This is a genomic window from Variovorax sp. dw_308, from assembly GCF_019207085.1.
Classification (GTDB): domain Bacteria; phylum Pseudomonadota; class Gammaproteobacteria; order Burkholderiales; family Burkholderiaceae_C; genus Variovorax.
The window spans coordinates 1-16,421 of record NZ_JAATOM010000040.1; the positions used below are offsets into that span (position 1 = coordinate 1).

A 16,421-nucleotide genomic window follows, 5' to 3' on the forward strand; every position below is an offset into this window, starting at 1 on the left:
GTAGTAGGCCGCGCCGGCCACGCCCGCCATCAGCACCAGTGCCACCACGGCGCCCAGCCAGCGCCGACGGCGCGGCGGCGGCACGAGGGCGGTCGGTGGCAAGGGCTGGGGCTCTGGGGGGCGGGAATCCATGGAAGGTCCTGGGTCAACGGGGCAAGGCGCGCAAGACGGCGCTTCGATTCGGGTCGCGGCCGATGGTAGCGCGCGCATCCACAACCATTGCGACGGCTGTTCTGCCGTGCCGTAAAGCGTTTGTAAAGCGCGCCCCGACCCATCGGATCTCACGCCGGGCGGCTGCATTTCGCGCCGCCAGGCTGCACTTCGTCGCATGCCGGTCGCCGCCGCACCCGACCATCGGCACAGTCCGCTCATCGCCTTCCAGACCACTTCCTGATCGGACCTCACCATGCTGCTGCAAATCCTCTCCCACACGCCCCGCTGGGTCTTCGTGCTGCTCGCCGTGCTGTTCTGGTTCGGCGCCAAGCAGCTGCTCGCCAGCAGCGTGAGCCTCGCGCGTATCACCGTCATGCCGGTCGCGATGGCCGCCCTGTCGATGTCCGGCGTGCTGTCCGCCTTCGGCGACTCGCCGATGGCGCTCGCGGGCTGGGCAGCGGCGGCCGTGGCCCTGGCGGCCCTGGTGCTGCAACGCAGCCTGCCCGCGGGCACGCGCTACGACGCCGACGCCCGCCGCTTCCACCTGCAAGGCAGCGCCGTGCCGCTGGTGCTGATGATGGCCATCTTCTTCACCAAGTACACCGTCGGCGTACTGCTGGCGATGCACCCCGAATTGGCCCACAACCACAACCTCGCCCTCGGCCTCGGTACGCTGTACGGCGCCTTCAGCGGCATCTTCGCGGGGCGCGCCATCCGCCTGTGGAAGCTGGCGATCCGCCACGACCGGGCACTGGCTGGCGAACAGGCCGCCTGAACAAGCTCAACCCAAGGAGACCCTCATGCAAGCCACTACCCTGCCCCTGAACGACGAAGCACGCCTGGACAAGCTGGCCCGCCGCCGCGCCCGCGCCAAGCTCGCCTTCTTCTCCCACGCGGCGATCTATGCCGCGGTCAACGCCGGCCTGATCGCGCTCTCGCTGGCCGGCGGGCGGCACTGGGCCGTGTTCCCGCTGCTCGGCTGGGGCATCGGCCTGCTGGCGCACGGGCTGTCGGTCTATGTCTTCGCACCGGGCGGGAACATGATGGAAAGCATGGTCCAGCGCGAACGGGCCCGGCTCGTATCGAAGGCCGAGCCGTGGTGAGAAGGCATGAATAAATCTGCTGCGCGACACGATCTCTCGCCTGCGGTCCTCACCACACCTGGGCACGGTTCCGGTCCTCGACGCGACCTCAGGCCGCTCGCTACGATTTCTTCACGCCTTCTGGCCGCCGCGCTGACACGTGTTACCGGCCGGTGGCTGGCAGCGCTTGCAAGCCTGGCACTGGCAACGTCCGCCTCGGCGGCAACCGGCATTACCGTCCTGCCTGCGCCTCCGGACAGCGGGCCGGTCACCGTCTTCTATCCGACCACCGCGACCCCGGCCCGCTACCAGCGCGGCCCCTTCGTCTTCCAACTCGCGTCCGACGCCTCGCCCGCGCGCGGCAATGGGCACCTCATCGTCGTCTCGCATGGCTCCGGCGGCTCGCCCTGGCCGCAGGCCGACCTGGCCATGGCACTGGTGGATGCCGGCTTCACCGTGGCCATGCCGGAGCATGCCGGCGACAACTTCCACGACATGAGCCGCGTCGGCCCGGTGAGCTGGGAGCACCGACCGAAGGAAGTCTCGCAGGCCATCGACGCCATGGCAGCAGACGCGCGCTTCGCATCCCGGCTCGACTTCCAGCACGTCGGCATGTACGGCATGTCCGCGGGCGGCCACACCGCGCTGACGCTGGCCGGCGGCCGCTGGTCGCCAGCCCGGCTCGCGCAACATTGCGAAGCCCACCTCGCCGACGACTTCCCCGCGTGCGTCGGCCTGGCCACCGAACTGACCGGCAGCAGCCTCGACGCGCTGCGACTCTCCGTGGCCCGCGAGGTCATCCATCGCAAGTTCGACGACCAGACCGCGCCGCGCGAATGGAACGAACCGCGCATCACCGCCATCGTCGCGACGGTGCCTGCCGCAACCACCTTCGACATGAGCACCCTCGCGCAGCCGCGTGTGCCGCTCGGACTGGTCCGCGCCGGCAAGGACGAATGGCTGAAGCCGCAGTGGCACATCGACGCGGTGCGCGCCGCGTGCAAGCTCTGCACCCTGGTCGCCGACATGACAACCGCCGGCCACGGTTCCACGCTCTCGCCGATGCCGCCCGACCTGCCGCCACGCGCGGCGCGCCTGATCAACGACCCGCCCGGCTTCGACCGTGCCACGCTGCCCGCCATCTATGCGGCAATCACCGGCTTCTTCCTCCAGAATCTCCTGCCATGAACGTCCTGCTGCTGATCCTCAAGCTTTCGGTGGTCACGGTGCTCGTCGCATCGGTGGCCGAGGCATTGGTGCTCACCTGGCGCCATGCACGACGCGGCGGCCCGGCCTACGACTGGAAGGCGGCCGGCGTCTCGGTGGTCGATTTCATGGTGCGCCAATACGCGCTCACCTGGCTGCTGCTGTGGCCCTTCGCGATGTGGAGCGGCGCGATGGATTGGGTCTGGCAGCACCGCCTGTGGACGCTGCCGCTCGACCACTGGTGGGGCTGGGCCGCCTGTTTCATCGGCCAGGAGTTCTGCTACTACTGGTACCACCGCGCTGCGCATCGCGTGCGCTGGTTCTGGTGCACGCATGCGATCCACCATTCGCCCAACCAGTTGAATCTCTCGGCAGCCTATCGCTTCGGCTGGACCGGCAAGCTCACCGGCAGCCTGGTCTTCTTCATGCTGGCACCCCTGCTGGGCATGCCGCCCGACGTGATCGCACTGATGCTCGCGCTCAACCTGATCTACCAGTTCTGGGTGCATGCGACGTGGATTCCGCGCCTCGGCCCGCTGGAGTGGTTCCTCAACACCCCCTCGGCGCATCGAGTTCACCACGCGTCGAACCTGGAGTACCTCGACGGCAACTACGGCGGCGTGCTGACCGTGTTCGACCGCCTGTTCGGCACCTACATCGCCGAGCGCGACGACCTGCCCTGCCGCTACGGCCTGGTGACGCCGATCACCACCTACAACCTGCTGCACATCGAGTTCTGCCACTGGCAGGGGCTGTGGCGCGACCTGCGCTCGGCACGCTCGGCGCGGGCGGTGTGGGGCTACCTGTTCAAGCCGCCGGGCTGGTCGCCCGACGGCCATGGAACCACGACGGAGGAATTGCGCCAGCGCGCGAATGTAGCGGCAAGCCACGGCCACGGCCACGCGGCTGGCCAGGCCGCAGCCCGCGCCGCTGAATCGGGCATCGGAAGGCCAGCAACGGACAACATGACCGTGGCCCCATGAACATCCGCTGGCGCGATGCCGCTCGTCACTTCCTGCAGATCGCCGCGTTCTGCTGTGCCATCGCCGTACTCACCACGCTGATATGGCCGAGCCTGGGCTACGCCAGGCAGGTCGGCTACGCGCTGTCGAACGGCATCGTGGCATGGCTGGTGGTCGAATTCGGCCGCTACTTCTTCGATCCGCGCAACTGCCACTCCGACAGCAGCGGTGGCCACGGCTGGCCAAAGGGGTGGCGCGGCATATTGCTGGCCACGACCGGGATCGCCAGCGGTTTCTTCTTCGGTGGCGGCATCGCCAATTCCCTGTTTGGCACGGGCCAGGTGGGTTCATCGCGCGACACGATCATCAGCGTGGTCATCACCGCCATGGCCGGCACGGTCGTCACCTTCTACTTCCACGCACGCGGCAGGGCCGCCGCGCTCACCGCCCAGATCAACGCAGCCGAACGCGACGCCAGCGAGGCCCGGCTCAAGCTGCTCGAAACCCAGCTCGAGCCGCACATGCTTTTCAACACGCTGGCCAACCTTCGCGTGCTCATCACCACCGACCCGCAGCGCGCCGTCGCCATGCTCGACCGGCTCAACAGCTATTTGCGCGCCACGCTCAGCGGCTCGCGCGCGCTGGCGCACCCGCTGTCGGCCGAATTCGACCTGCTGCGCGACTACCTGGAACTGATGTCGGTGCGCATGGGCAACCGGCTGCAATACACGCTCGACCTGCCGGACAACCTGCGCGACGCAGCGGTGCCGCCGCTGCTGCTGCAGCCGCTGGTCGAGAACGCGATCCAGCATGGACTGGAGCCGAAGGTGGGCGGCGGCAGCATCGTGGTGCGCGCCAGGCGACAAGGCGCGGGAAGCGATGCGCGACTAGTGATCGAAGTCAACGACACCGGCGTCGGACTGTCGCAGCACGCGAGCACGCTCGACGAGCCGGGGCGCGGCTTCGGCCTCACGCAGGTTCGCGAGCGGCTGGCCAGCACCTATGGCGATCGCGGCGCCATCACGCTCGCGCCGGCAGGCAGCGGCGGGACTTGTGCAGCGGCCACATTGCCGCTGGGCTGAGTCGCATCCATGACCTCGACAATTTGCTAGTCTCGTTCGCATGGCTCACACACATTGCAAGCTCTCTTCGCAGGGGCAACTTTCCGTTCCAGCGTCGGGTCGGCGCGCCTGGAGCCTGTCGCCCGGGTCGATGCACGATTCTCAAGCCGTGCCCGATGCGCTGTTTCCCAACGAAGAGAGCCCACCCCCCGCCAAATCGCTGGATGAATTGAAACAGGGCGTCCGGGCCTGCTTCAGGCGCCGTCATTCCGGCGAGGACTTGGCAAGGCTCGCATGACCCGCCCCACCGCCCTCATCGCCGAAGACGAACAACTGCTGGCCCAGGCATTGCGTGCCGAACTCGCGCAGGCCTGGCCGGAGCTGGACGTGGTGAGCATGGTAGGTGACGGTGGCAGCGCCGTTGGCGCCGCGCTGGAGCGCTTGCCCGACGTGCTCTTTCTCGACATCCGCATGCCAGGCCAGGACGGCCTCTCCGCCGCGGCGGAGCTCGCGGATTCCTGGCCTCTGGAAAAGGCGCCGTTGCCGCAACTGGTCTTCGTCACCGCCTACGACGAATACGCAGTGCGCGCTTTCGAGCAACAAGCCGTCGACTATGTGCTGAAACCCGTGCAGGCCGAGCGCCTGCGCAAGACCGTCGACCGCCTGAAAGCCGCGCTCGCCGCACGCGCGCCCGCACGGGACAGCGCCAACGCCGCGATCGAGGAGACGCTCGCGCAATGGCGCCGCATGCTCTCCGCGGCCGGCACCGGCGCCTTGCCCAGTTCACCGGCCGCGCCGCCGGCCCCGCTCAAGCTCATCGCCGCCAGCGACGCCGGCAGCGCGGGCTCCACGGTGCGCATGGTGCCCATCGACGAAGTGCAGTACTTCGAGGCGGCCGACAAGTACGTGCGCGTGCTCACTGCATCACACGAGTTCCTCATCCGCACGCCGCTGAAGCAACTGCTGCCGCAGCTCGACCCTCAGACTTTCTGGCAGGTGCACCGCGCCGTGGTCGTCAACACGCATGCGATCGAGACGGTGCATCGCGACGAGGCCGGCAAGTTGCACCTGCAATTGCGCGGCCGCGCCGAGCGCCTGGCCGTCAGCCGCCTCTTCGCCCACCTGTTCCGCGCGATGTAGGCCGCGCAGGCCCCGTGGCCATCAAAAAAGCCGGCTCCTTGCAGAGCCGGCCTCGTGTCGGCAGACCTGCGGCCAGAAGACCGGCAGGCCACACCTATCAGAATAAACCTATCGGCAGGTCACCTGTAATAGTGACCGTGGCGGTAGTAGCCCCGACCCGGGCCGTAGTAAACCGGCGCGGGGCGGTAGTACACCGGAGCCGGCGCGTAGTACACAGGCGCCGGCCGGTAATAGACGGGCGGTGCGGGCTGGTAGTACACCGGCGCGGGCACCGAGTAGACCGGCGCTGGCGCGTAGTAGCCCGGCTGGCCGACGCCGATCGCGACGCCCGGCACGTTGACGCCCACCGACCAGGCCACGCCGGCGTTGGCCGAAGCGGCAGCGAAAAGCGCACCCGCGGCCACGGTGGCAGCGGCGGCGATCTTGAAAAGAGTTGAACGATGGAAGCTCATGATGTGGGTTCTCCGGTTTCAGGGGCTGAAAAAAGACCGCCCATGCAAGTATTCAACGCGCCAGGTGCAAAGCCGGTACCTGCTCTTCTGTGAAGAAGGTACCCAAAGGTAACGCAATGGCCTGCCACCTAGAATGAACAGATGACTTCTCCCGTTGACAAAGATTCCGCAAAGCCTAGCAATTTTCTGCGCCACGTGATCGAAAACGACCTCCAGCAGGGGGTTTACACCGCACGCAAATGGGGTGGCAGCCCCGGAGACGCGGAGCACCATGCCCAAGGCATGCCGGATCCGGCCAAGGTACGCATGCGCTTCCCGCCGGAACCCAACGGATACCTGCACATTGGCCATGCCAAGAGCATCTGGCTGAATTTCGAGCTGGCCAAGGAATACGGCGGCGTCTGCCATCTGCGCTTCGACGACACCAACCCCGAGAAGGAAGAACAGGAATACGTCGATTCCATCCGCGATGCGGTGCGCTGGCTGGGCTACGCCACCGACCTGGCCGACCGTCCCGACGCCGCAGGCACGGTCCAGTTGCACGAGTACTTCGCCAGCGACTACTTCGACTTCATGTACCGCGCCGCGGAATACCTGATCGGCGCCGGCCTGGCCTATGTCGACGAGCAGAGCGCCGAAGAGATCCGCGCCAACCGCGGTGATTTCAACACCCCCGGCACCGACAGCCCCTTCCGCAGCCGCAGCGTCGAAGAAAACCTCGCCCGCTTCCGCGCCATGCGCGACGGCCAGCTCGACGACGGCGCCGCCATCCTGCGCGCGAAGATCGACATGGCGAGCCCCAACATCAACATGCGCGACCCGGCGCTCTACCGTATCCGCCGTGCCACGCACCACAACACCGGCGACAAGTGGTGCATCTACCCGATGTACACCTACGCGCACCCGATCGAGGACGCGCTGGAAGCCATCACCCACAGCATCTGCACGCTGGAGTTCGAGGACCAGCGCCCCTTCTACGACTGGCTACTGGACCGCCTGGCCGAAGGCGGCCTGATCGAGAGCCCGCACCCGCGCCAGTACGAGTTCGCCCGGCTCAACGTCACCCACATCATCACCAGCAAGCGCAAGCTGCGCCAGCTGGTCGAGGAGGGCCACGTCGACGGCTGGGACGACCCGCGCATGCCCACGCTGGCCGGCCTGCGCCGCCGCGGCTACACGCCCGACGCGCTCAAGCTGTTCTGCGAACGCAGCGGCGTGACCAAGTCCGGTGGCTGGATCGACTACGCGAGCCTGGAGGCCGCGCTGCGCGACACGCTCGACCCGACCGCCCCACGCGCCATGGCCGTGCTGGACCCGGTCAAGCTGGTCATCACCAACTGGGGCGAACTCATGGGCGGCGACGACGTGCTTGACGACTGCACCGCGCCCGTCCATCCACACCGTCCCGAAATGGGCCGCCGCACCTTCAGGCTCGGCCGCGAAGTATGGATCGAGGCCACCGACTACGAGGACGTGCAACCCAAGGGCTTCTTCCGCCTGTTTCCCGGCAACAAGGTGCGCCTGAAATACGGCCACGTCATCGAATGCACTGGCGGCACGCGCGATGCGGGCGGCAAGCTGATCGAGGTGCAGGCGAAGCTGGTGCCGGACACCAAGAGCGGCACGCCCGGTGCCGATGCGATCAAGGTGAAGGGCAACATCTCCTGGGTGGCTGCGGCCGATGCCTTGCAGGCCGAAGTGCGCCTGTACGAGCGCTTGTTCGCGGCGGCGAATCCGGGCAGCGGCGAGTTGCTCGACGAGTTGAACAAGGACAGCCTGGTGACTTGCACCGCGTATGTGGAACCTTCCCTTGCGACGGCGGCAGGCGGCGCGGGCTTCCAGTTCGAGCGGCATGGCTATTTCGTGGCGGACACGAAGGCCATGGCCGGTGGCAATCGGGTGTTCAACCGCGCGGCGGGGATGCGGGACAGCTGGGGGAAATAGGGCGCGACCGATACATGACCCGATTCGAACATTTCATTGCCGTTGCCATCGCCATCACCGGCCTCAGCTTTGCGGCGGTGAGCCATGCGCAGGTTTACAAGTGCGCCTCCGGCGGCGGCCCCGCGACGTATTCCGACCATCCTTGCTCCGCTACCCAGAACGAAACACTGGATCTCAAATACCGGGTTGACAAGACAGTGCCGTCCGCGAGACCGGTTGACCACGCGGAGCGGGCGGACAAGGAAAGTGCATTGAAGCCAGTGACAGCGCCGGCTCCCACGGCTGCAGCGCCAGCCATGCCCGCGCGTCTTGTTTCGCAGGAAGACAACCTCGCCGAACAATGTGTGGACCACTACAGAAAGCATCTCGCCTACCCGCAGGGCGTGAAGATCCTGGGCAGGAAGCTGGAGCGGACCAGCGCCGAAATCAGGATCCTCGTGGACGTGCGGACCATTTCAAGTCCTGCCACGCCGGTGAGCATCGATCCGATATTCATCAATGAAAAATTCATCTGTTTCAGCGACGACGGCTCGTCGCTGAATGAGCGCAATACCCGCATGTACAGCGAACGTCACAAGAAGGGCGAAAGGCTGTAGGCCCAAATGGCCGCCCGCACGGTCGGCCCTCGCTAGACTGGCTGCATGCCGATTCTTTTTCCGTACTCCGGGTGTTCTGCGCTGAATCGCCGCTCTGTCGTGCTGGGCAGCATGGGGCTGCTGGCGCTGCCGGCCGCACAGGCGGCCAAGTTGTCGAAGCAAGACAGCGCAACGGTCTGGCCACGCGCTTCCCAGGTGCCGGGCGGCATCGCCCGCCTCTCGCTGGGCCCCGCCGAGCAGCGCCCCGTCGCGCACGATGGCGACGTGCCCCTGCTGGTGGTCGGCGACTCGATCGAGTGGACGGCCGTGGTCGGCATCCCGCTGGCGGCCAGGCCCGGCGAGGCGAACATCTCGGTGCTGCAGGCCAAGGGCGGCGCGTCGCGCGAGATCAGCTACACGATCGCGCCCAAGCAATACAGCGTCCAGAAACTCAAGGTCGCGCCCGGCACGGTCGACCTCTCGCCCGAGGACGAAGCCCGCTACCAGCGCGAGCGAGCGCGCCAGGAGAAGTTCACCGCTGTCTTCACCGAGCCCGAGCCGCAGGAGATGCGCATGCGCGTCCCCGTGCCGGGCCGCCGCTCCAGTTCCTTCGGCCTGCGCCGCGTGTTCAACGGCCAGTCGCGCAATCCGCACAGCGGCATGGACATCGCGGCCGGCACCGGCACGCCTGTGCTGGCGCCGTTGCCGGGCCGGGTCATCGACACGGGCGACTATTTCTTCAACGGCAACACGGTCTGGATGGACCACGGCGGCGGCCTGCTCACGATGTATTGCCACCTGAGCCGCATCGACGTGAAGCCCGGCGACATGCTGATGACCGGCGAGCGCCTGGCGCTGGTCGGCGCCACCGGCCGCGTGACCGGGCCGCACCTGCACTGGTCGGTGATGCTCAATCGCGCAATGGTCGACCCGGCGCTGTTCATCGCCGGCTGAGGTGGGCATACGCGCTGGCCGAGTGTTTCGCTGGCGCGCCTGCCAACGAGAAAGGCCTGGGCCAGACGCTGGCCTACCTCGACTCGACCTTCGACATCAACGGCGCCACGGCCCTGCTGGTGATCCTCGCGCTGCTGGGCGTGTCGATCGTGCGCTTCATGACCTGGCTCGAAAAGCGCCTGCTGCACAGGCAGTGAGGCCGCCCTCCTCCACTTCAACTTTCACCCACCGAAGGACCTGATCATGGCCAATACCGCCCCCATGACGTTGATCGACATCCCCGGCCGCTACAAGCACATCCGCCCGGTGCCGCGCATGCCGAACTTCGCGGCATGGATCGAGGGCGTCGACCTCTCCATGCCGCTGACGGACCCGGTCAAGGCCGAGTTGCGGCAGGCGCTGTTCGACTTCGAGGTGATCTTCTTCAAGCCGCAGAAGATCACGCCCGAACAGCACATCGAACTCGGCAAGGTGTTCGGCCCGGTGTCGAAGGGCTCCTACTTCGACCGCCGGCCCGATGCGCCCGACCTGGAGATGATCGTCTCCGACCGCGAGCGTCCGCCGGCCATCGACAACTGGCACACCGACATCAGCTGGAAGCCCAATCCGCCGCTGGGCACTGCGATCCAAATCACCGACACGCCGCCGGCCGGCGGCAACACCTGCTGGAGCAGCACCAGCAAGGCCTACGACTGGCTTTCGCCGGGCATGCAGCGCTACCTCGAAGACCTGAGCGCGGTGCACAGCTGGGAGGTCTCGGGCTTTCGCGAATACCTCGGCAAGTAGGGCGACGACGCGCTCATCGCGGCCATCAAGGCGTTCAAGCCGGTGACGCATCCAGTGGTGCGCCTCAACCCGGACTCGGGCCGCAAGTGCATCTTCGTGAATGCCGACTTCACCCGCAACATTGTCGGCATCGACCGGCACGAGGCGCGCGGCATCCTGCACTTCCTGCTCGACTGGCTGCGCAAGCCCGAGTTCATGGTGCATCACCAGTGGGAAGCCGGCGGCATCGCCGTCTGGGACAACCGCAGCACGCAGCACTACGCGGTGGCCGACTACTGGCCGCACTACCGCGTCAACCAGCGCATTACATTCGACGTGCCGGAAGCCTCCGCGACCGCTGGCAACCCTTGACAGCAAGCATTCAGGGGAGAAACAAGTTCATGGACAAGATGGGCGAGCACGGCTTCAGGGAGTACCTGGAAGTGAAGGCCGTGACGGGCTACCAGCCGGCCTGAGCGGGATGGCGGCCGGTCACACCGGCCGCTTGTAGACCACGCCCATCACGGTGCCGTTGTCGTCCACGCTGCACACGGCGCTGCGGCCGGACGGCCCTACCTTGAGGTTGATGGCATAGACGCCATCGACCGTCGAAGTGCCACTGGCCACGACGATGTCCGAGACAGGCACCTTCAACTTGCGCGCCGAGGCGTTGACGCAGTTGGCCACGGCGCGCTGCGGGGCGCCGCCCACGTTGGCCGCTGACGTCGGCACCGGCCAGTCCAGTTGGTCGGAGGTGCTGCTGCAAGCCGCGAGGCAGCCGACCGTGGCGAATGCCGCCAGCATCCTTGCGCCGAAGAAGTTCTGCATGACGTTCTCCCGATGATGTCGTTGGATACTAATCCAGCACGGTAGAGAACCACAGCGCCTCGCCCTGGCCCATCCCGGCCCGGCCCGGCCTACCGGACGATCGGCCGCGTCAGGTACACCGCCTCCCGCCCGACGACCGGCTCGCGCGTCGGCATGAACACGGTGCAGTCGTCGCAAGGCGAACGGATTTCCTCCGCGCCGTCTGTGCCGATCAATTCACCCTTGGCAAAGGTCTCGAAGCCGATCAAGGGGCGCGTGAAGGCGAAGTCCGTTGTCTTGACCATGAGCGTCTGCAGCAGTTCGAAGCGGCGTTGCGGCTCGGCCGCGGGCGACGCCGCGCGCTCGACCAGGCCGAAGTGCGCGAGGAAGCGCATGGTCACCTCGATGGCAAGGTCCGCCGTGGCGCGCTTGAAGTGCTGGCCGCATTCGACCACCACCGCCGCGCCCGGGGCGTCTGCGCCCGCATGCCGGCCATGCTGGATCAGCGGCGTGCCGGAGCCCAGGCCATTGGGCATGACCAGGTGCACTGGCGGCAGGCCGATGGCCAGCGCCACGTCGGCATTGCGCGCGAAATCGGGATAGACCCAGAACGGCACCACGTCCTGGCTGGTGGAATGTATGTCGAGGATGTGGTCGGCCGCCGCGACCACCGGGCGCAAGGCGCGGGCGCGGCGCAGTTCGGGGCTGTCCTCGGCGCCTTCCAGCAGTTCGTCGGACCAGATGCGGTTCAGGTTGTGGACGATCTGGCGGTTCTCGAAGGGACGGTCGATGTCGAAAGCGTCATAGGCCTCGACATGCGCGAAGCTCACCGTCAGCGTACCGACGAGAGGTCGCACGCCGGTGTCGAGCAGGTGCCTGGCCGCGACCATGCCGCAGATCTCGTTGCCGTGCGTGAGCGCATTGATCAGCACATGCGGGCCGGGCTGGCCGGATTCGAAGCGATGCACATAGTCGATGCCGGTGTTGCCCTGGCGATAGGCCGACAGGTCGCCCTGCGTGACTTCGATGAGGGTGGCGGATGGGGCGATGGTTTCTGCGGTCATGGATTGTGGGGAGTGCGTTGCGCGCCAGAGTTTGCTACACCTTGGCAGGTCGCGCTGTCGGCAGGTATTCCGACACACGCAAGCCCTGCAAAGACGCTCTAATGGGGCGACCCATCAACGAGGAAGGAAATGACATGTCCCAATTCGCCACGGTGACAGGCCACGTGACGTACACGCCCGGCGACGGCACGCCGATCCCGATTCCGAAGGGCCGCATCGAAGTCGAGTTGACCTTCGACAGCGCCACCCTGAGCTGGGAGGCCGAGCGCGGCGTGGTCGGGCTGACCGCCATCCCGCGCATGCAGTTCGACGAGTACGTGGAGGACGGGAAGATCGTGATGGAGTAAACACCGGGACACATCGCTCATGAAGTTCACCCTCCCCCGCTGGCTGCCCCTGTCCGCCTGCGCCGGCGCCATCGCAGCTTCGATCATCGGCTGCACCTCTCCCTCCGCCTCTTCCCCGGCCAACATGGCCGGCGCCGCAGCCCCGAGCTGGCGCGTGGACGCCGCGTGGCCCAAGCCGCTGCCCAACAAATGGATCCTCGGGCAGGTCAGCGGCATCGCCACCGATACCGACGACCACGTCTGGGTGTTGCAACGCCCGGGCAGCCTCACCGAAGACGAACGCAGCGCCGCGCTCAACCCGCCGCAAGCCAACTGCTGCACGGCCGCACCGCCGGTGCTGGAGTTCGACGCGGCCGGCAACCTGCTGCGCTCCTGGGGCGGCAAGGGCGCGGGCTATGACTGGCCCGAGAACGAGCACGGTATCCACGTCGATGCCAAGGGCTTCGTGTGGATCACCGGCAACGGCGACAACGACGGCCAGGTGCTCAAGTTCACCCGCGATGGTAAGTTCGTGATGCAGATCGGCAAGGTCGGCCCGCAGACCGGCAGCGCCGACACCACGCGCCTGGGGCGCCCAGCCGGCGTGGAGGTCGACATGGCGGCCAACGAGGTCTACGTGGCGGACGGCTACCACAACAACCGCGTGATCGTGTTCGATGCCGACTCCGGCGCCTTCAAGCGGATGTGGGGCGCCTACGGCAAGCCGCCGATCGCCGTCGGCAAGCCCGATGGCCGGCGCACCGCCGCACCCACCGCCGCTCAGTTGCAGACCTTCGGAAGCCCGGTGCATTGCGCCCGCGTAGCGCGCGACGGCCTGGTCTATGTGTGCGACCGGCTCAACAACCGCGTGCAGGTGTTCCGCAAGAACGGCGAGTACCTGAAGGAGTTTTCCGTCGAGCCGCAGACGGCCGGCAACGGCGCGGTGTGGGACATCGTGCTGTCGCGCGACCCGGCGCAACGCTGGCTGCTGATGGCCGATGGCCGCAACAACCAGGTGCTGGTGTTGTCACGCGACACCGGCGCGGTACAGGGCCGGCTGGGTCGCGCGGGCCGCTATGCGGGCGAGTTCCATTGGGTGCACGACCTGGCGGTGGACTCGCAGGGCAACCTGTATGCGGGCGAGGTCGACACCGGCAAGCGGGCGCAGAAGTTCGTGGTGAACCGCTGATGAATTCGGGCAACCGAACACGAGGGTTCGGCTGCCTGCAATTCAAGGCCGCCGCAATTCAGTGGCCGCCGCCGAGGTAAGCGGCCTTCACTGCCGGGTCGTTGCGCAGCTTTTCGGCCGGTCCCTCCACCGAGATGCGGCCGTTCTCCAGCACGTAGCCGTAGTCGGCCACGCCCAGCGCGGCGGCGGCGAACTGCTCGACCAGCAGCATCGTCACGCCTTGGGCCTTTAGGCGCTCGATGATGCGGAACACTTCCGCCACGAGGATGGGCGCGAGGCCCATCGACGGCTCGTCGAGCAGCACCACCTCCGGGTTGAGCATCACGGCGCGGGCCATCGCGAGCATCTGCTGCTCGCCACCCGACAGCGTGCCGGCCAACTGGGTGCGGCGCTCCTTCAGGCGTGGAAACAGTTCCAGCGCGCGCTCCAGGTCGCCGGCCACATCGCCCTTGGGGCGGCTGCCGGTCAGGCGCGGAAACGCACCGAGCGTGAGGTTGTCGGTCACCGTCATGGTGGCGAACACGCGCCGGCCTTCGGGTGAATGCGCCAGGCCCAGCTTGGCGATGGTGTAAGCCTCCAGGCCGTCGATGCGCTTGCCGTTGAGCGTGATCTCGCCACCCGTGGCGGCGATCATCCCGGACACCGCGCGCATGGTGGTCGTCTTGCCGGCGCCGTTGGAGCCGATCAGCGTGACGACCTTGCCCTTGGGCACGTCCATCGAGATGCCGTGCAGCACCTGCACCTTTCCATAGCCGGCCGAGAGGTTGTGAATATTCAGCATGTGTTGGTTCCTTCTCTCAGGCGGGCTGCGCGGTTTCCTGGCCACCGAGATACGCCTCGATCACCTTCTCGTCGGCCTGCACCTTGGCGGGCTCGCCCTCGGCGATCTTCTGGCCGAAGTCCAGCACCGACACCGTGTCGCACATGCTCATCACCACGTCCATGTGGTGCTCGATCAGGATCACGGTGATGCCGTGGTCGCGGATCTTGCGAATGATGGCGATCAGTTCCTTGATGTCCGGCGCGGTCAGGCCGGCCGCGGGTTCGTCGAGCAGCAGCAGTTGCGGATCGAGCGCCAGCGCGCGTGCGATCTCCAGCAGGCGTTGCTTGCCATACGGCAGGTTGCGCGCCTCTTCCTCCGCGAACTCCTCGAGCCCGACGAACTTGAGCAGTCCCAGCCCGCGCTTCACCGCCGCCGCGCTTTCGCGCCGGTAGCGCGGCGTGTGCACCGCCACGTCGAGCAGGTTGCTCGCGAAGGTGTGATGCAGGCCCACTTGCACGTTCTGCAGCGCGGTCATTTCGCCGAACAGCTGCACGTTCTGGAAGGTGCGCGCGATGCCCGACAAGGCAATGTCCGACGAGGTACGCCCGACCAGCGAGCGCCCGCCGAAGCTCAGGCTGCCGGCCGTTGGCACGTAGATGCCGGTGAGCACGTTCATCATCGTGCTTTTGCCGGAACCGTTCGGCCCGATCAGGCCGTGGATGGTGCCGCGCTTGACGACCAGGTCGACGTTGTTCAGCGCCTTCAGGCCGCCGAACTGCATCAGCACGCCGGAGGCTTCGAGCACCCGGTCGCTGCCGCCAGCGCCGGCCGCCTTCGACACCGCATCCGCCGCCGGCGCACCTTCCACCACCACGTCCATCTGCGGCTTGGGCCGGCGCAGGTTCAGCGCATTGCGCACGAAGCCGACGATGCCGTCCTGCAGGTAGTAAACGACGAACAGCATGATCACGCCGAAGATCGACAGGCGCCAGTCGGTCATGGTCTCGAGCCAGAAGGACAGGCCCGCCAGCGCGATGCTGCCCACTACCGGGATCGCCATCGCTGCGGGCGTGGCCTTCTGCCGCTTCACCGCCACGACGGCACTGATCGCCACCAGCACCGCCAACGCCACCGACACATAGCGGAACAGCACCACGTCATCCAGCAGCTTGGGCAGCAGCACGATGATGGCCGCGCCGATCAGCGAGCCGATGCGGCTCTTGCGCCCGCCCATGATCACCGCCAGGAGGAACAGCACGGTGAGTTCGAAGTTGTACGAGTTGGGCGAGATGTATTGCTCGGAGTACGCATAGAGGCTGCCCGCCATGCCGGCAAAGCCCGCGCTGATCACGAAGGCATAGACCTTGTAGCGGTACACCGACACGCCCATGCAGTCCGATGCCACCGGGCTGCCGCGCAAGGCCTCGAAGGCACGGCCAAGGTGCGAGCGCAGCACGCGGTGCACGATGATCAGCGAGATCGCCAGCATCACCCCCACCACCCAGAAGAACTCGCGCTCGTCGAGCTTGTGGCCGAATAACGGTGGCTTCTCGAGCTTGATGCCCATCGGGCCTTCGGTGAGGAAGGTCATCTCGTTGATGAGGATCTGGATGATGGTGCCGAAGGCCAGCGTCACCATCGCCAGGTAGGGCCCAGTCACGCGCAACGCGGGCAGCGCGAGGATCGCGCCGAACACGGCCGTCACGCCGACGGCCGCGAGCAATGCCACCAGCAGCGGTGCGCCCAGCTTGAAGACCAGCACGCCGGCGGTGTAGGAGCCGATACCGAACAGCCCCGCATGCCCGAGCGAGACCTGGCCTGTGTAGCCCACCACGATGTCCAGCCCGAACAGCAGGATCGCGTAGATCATGATGGTCTCGAGCAGGTGGATGTAGTACGGGTTGTGGATGCCCACCGGAAACAGCATCAGCAGCGCGAAGCCGACGATGGCGAGAAGGAATCTGGAAGTGTTGTTCAT

The 16,421-nt window shown here is 66.9% G+C and carries 16 protein-coding genes and 1 pseudogene; 12 read left to right on the plus strand and 5 right to left on the minus strand.

All coding sequences use genetic code 11. The annotated features are described in order from the left end of the window. Window positions 1–406 precede the first annotated feature (406 nt). The 6 genes from HCU76_RS34420 (at window position 407) to HCU76_RS34445 (ending at window position 5,604) form a co-directional block, all read left to right on the plus strand. Entirely contained in the window at window positions 407–928 is a 522-nt protein-coding gene (locus HCU76_RS34420) for a DUF6622 family protein (protein ID WP_218511804.1), read from the plus strand. 25 nt (window positions 929–953) lie between these two features. Then, window positions 954–1,256 (plus strand): 2TM domain-containing protein, encoded by a 303-nt coding sequence (locus HCU76_RS34425; protein WP_218511805.1) that lies wholly within the window; start codon window positions 954–956, stop codon window positions 1,254–1,256. Window positions 1,257–1,262: 6 nt separating this feature from the next. Then, window positions 1,263–2,423: a dienelactone hydrolase gene (locus HCU76_RS34430; RefSeq protein WP_256354702.1), complete on the plus strand. Its 1,161-nt coding sequence runs from the start codon at window positions 1,263–1,265 to the stop codon at window positions 2,421–2,423. Then, window positions 2,420–3,424 (plus strand): sterol desaturase family protein, encoded by a 1,005-nt coding sequence (locus HCU76_RS34435; protein WP_218511806.1) that lies wholly within the window; start codon window positions 2,420–2,422, stop codon window positions 3,422–3,424. Before HCU76_RS34430 ends, HCU76_RS34435 begins: the two co-directional genes overlap by 4 nt. Continuing rightward, window positions 3,421–4,485, plus strand: coding sequence for a sensor histidine kinase (locus HCU76_RS34440; protein ID WP_218511807.1), 1,065 nt, complete (start codon window positions 3,421–3,423; stop codon window positions 4,483–4,485). Before HCU76_RS34435 ends, HCU76_RS34440 begins: the two co-directional genes overlap by 4 nt. Window positions 4,486–4,758: 273 nt before the next feature. After that, window positions 4,759–5,604: a LytTR family DNA-binding domain-containing protein gene (locus tag HCU76_RS34445; protein WP_218511808.1), complete on the plus strand. Its 846-nt coding sequence runs from the start codon at window positions 4,759–4,761 to the stop codon at window positions 5,602–5,604. 119 nt (window positions 5,605–5,723) lie between these two features. Here the strand turns inward: HCU76_RS34445 and HCU76_RS34450 are convergent, their stop codons facing one another. After that, window positions 5,724–6,056, minus strand: coding sequence for a hypothetical protein (locus HCU76_RS34450; RefSeq protein WP_213959681.1), 333 nt, complete (start codon window positions 6,054–6,056; stop codon window positions 5,724–5,726). A gap of 141 nt (window positions 6,057–6,197) precedes the next feature. Here HCU76_RS34450 and HCU76_RS34455 point away from each other — a divergent pair, with 141 nt between their 5' ends. From HCU76_RS34455 to HCU76_RS34470, 4 genes and pseudogenes are all read left to right on the plus strand, one after another. Next, window positions 6,198–8,000, plus strand: coding sequence for a glutamine--tRNA ligase/YqeY domain fusion protein (locus tag HCU76_RS34455; protein ID WP_213959682.1), 1,803 nt, complete (start codon window positions 6,198–6,200; stop codon window positions 7,998–8,000). Between the two features lie 14 nt (window positions 8,001–8,014). After that, entirely contained in the window at window positions 8,015–8,596 is a 582-nt protein-coding gene (locus HCU76_RS34460) for a hypothetical protein (protein ID WP_213959683.1), read from the plus strand. A gap of 45 nt (window positions 8,597–8,641) precedes the next feature. After that, window positions 8,642–9,529, plus strand: a complete 888-nt coding sequence (locus tag HCU76_RS34465; RefSeq protein ID WP_218511809.1) for a M23 family metallopeptidase — start codon at window positions 8,642–8,644, stop codon at window positions 9,527–9,529. Window positions 9,530–9,844: 315 nt separating this feature from the next. Then, window positions 9,845–10,666: pseudogene (locus HCU76_RS34470) on the plus strand (TauD/TfdA dioxygenase family protein). A 120-nt stretch (window positions 10,667–10,786) separates the two neighbouring features. Here the strand turns inward: HCU76_RS34470 and HCU76_RS34475 are convergent. After that, entirely contained in the window at window positions 10,787–11,122 is a 336-nt protein-coding gene (locus HCU76_RS34475; RefSeq protein WP_256354703.1) for a hypothetical protein, read from the minus strand. Between the two features lie 89 nt (window positions 11,123–11,211). After that, window positions 11,212–12,165, minus strand: a complete 954-nt coding sequence (locus HCU76_RS34480; protein ID WP_218511810.1) for a succinylglutamate desuccinylase/aspartoacylase family protein — start codon at window positions 12,163–12,165, stop codon at window positions 11,212–11,214. Window positions 12,166–12,299: 134 nt separating this feature from the next. On the opposite strand from HCU76_RS34480, the gene HCU76_RS34485 reads away from it, so the two are divergent. Both HCU76_RS34485 and HCU76_RS34490 read left to right on the plus strand, forming a co-directional pair. Then, window positions 12,300–12,512, plus strand: coding sequence for a hypothetical protein (locus tag HCU76_RS34485; RefSeq protein WP_213959687.1), 213 nt, complete (start codon window positions 12,300–12,302; stop codon window positions 12,510–12,512). Between the two features lie 19 nt (window positions 12,513–12,531). Continuing rightward, entirely contained in the window at window positions 12,532–13,680 is a 1,149-nt protein-coding gene (locus HCU76_RS34490) for a hypothetical protein (protein ID WP_218511811.1), read from the plus strand. 58 nt (window positions 13,681–13,738) lie between these two features. On the opposite strand, the gene HCU76_RS34495 is transcribed toward HCU76_RS34490, so the two are convergent. Together HCU76_RS34495 and HCU76_RS34500 are read right to left on the minus strand one after the other, a co-directional pair. Beyond that, window positions 13,739–14,461: an ABC transporter ATP-binding protein gene (locus tag HCU76_RS34495; RefSeq protein WP_218511812.1), complete on the minus strand. Its 723-nt coding sequence runs from the start codon at window positions 14,459–14,461 to the stop codon at window positions 13,739–13,741. 16 nt (window positions 14,462–14,477) lie between these two features. Beyond that, window positions 14,478–16,421 carry an ATP-binding cassette domain-containing protein gene (locus tag HCU76_RS34500; protein ID WP_218511813.1) on the minus strand — a complete coding sequence of 648 codons (1,944 nt, stop codon included), beginning with the start codon at window positions 16,419–16,421 and terminating at the stop codon, window positions 14,478–14,480.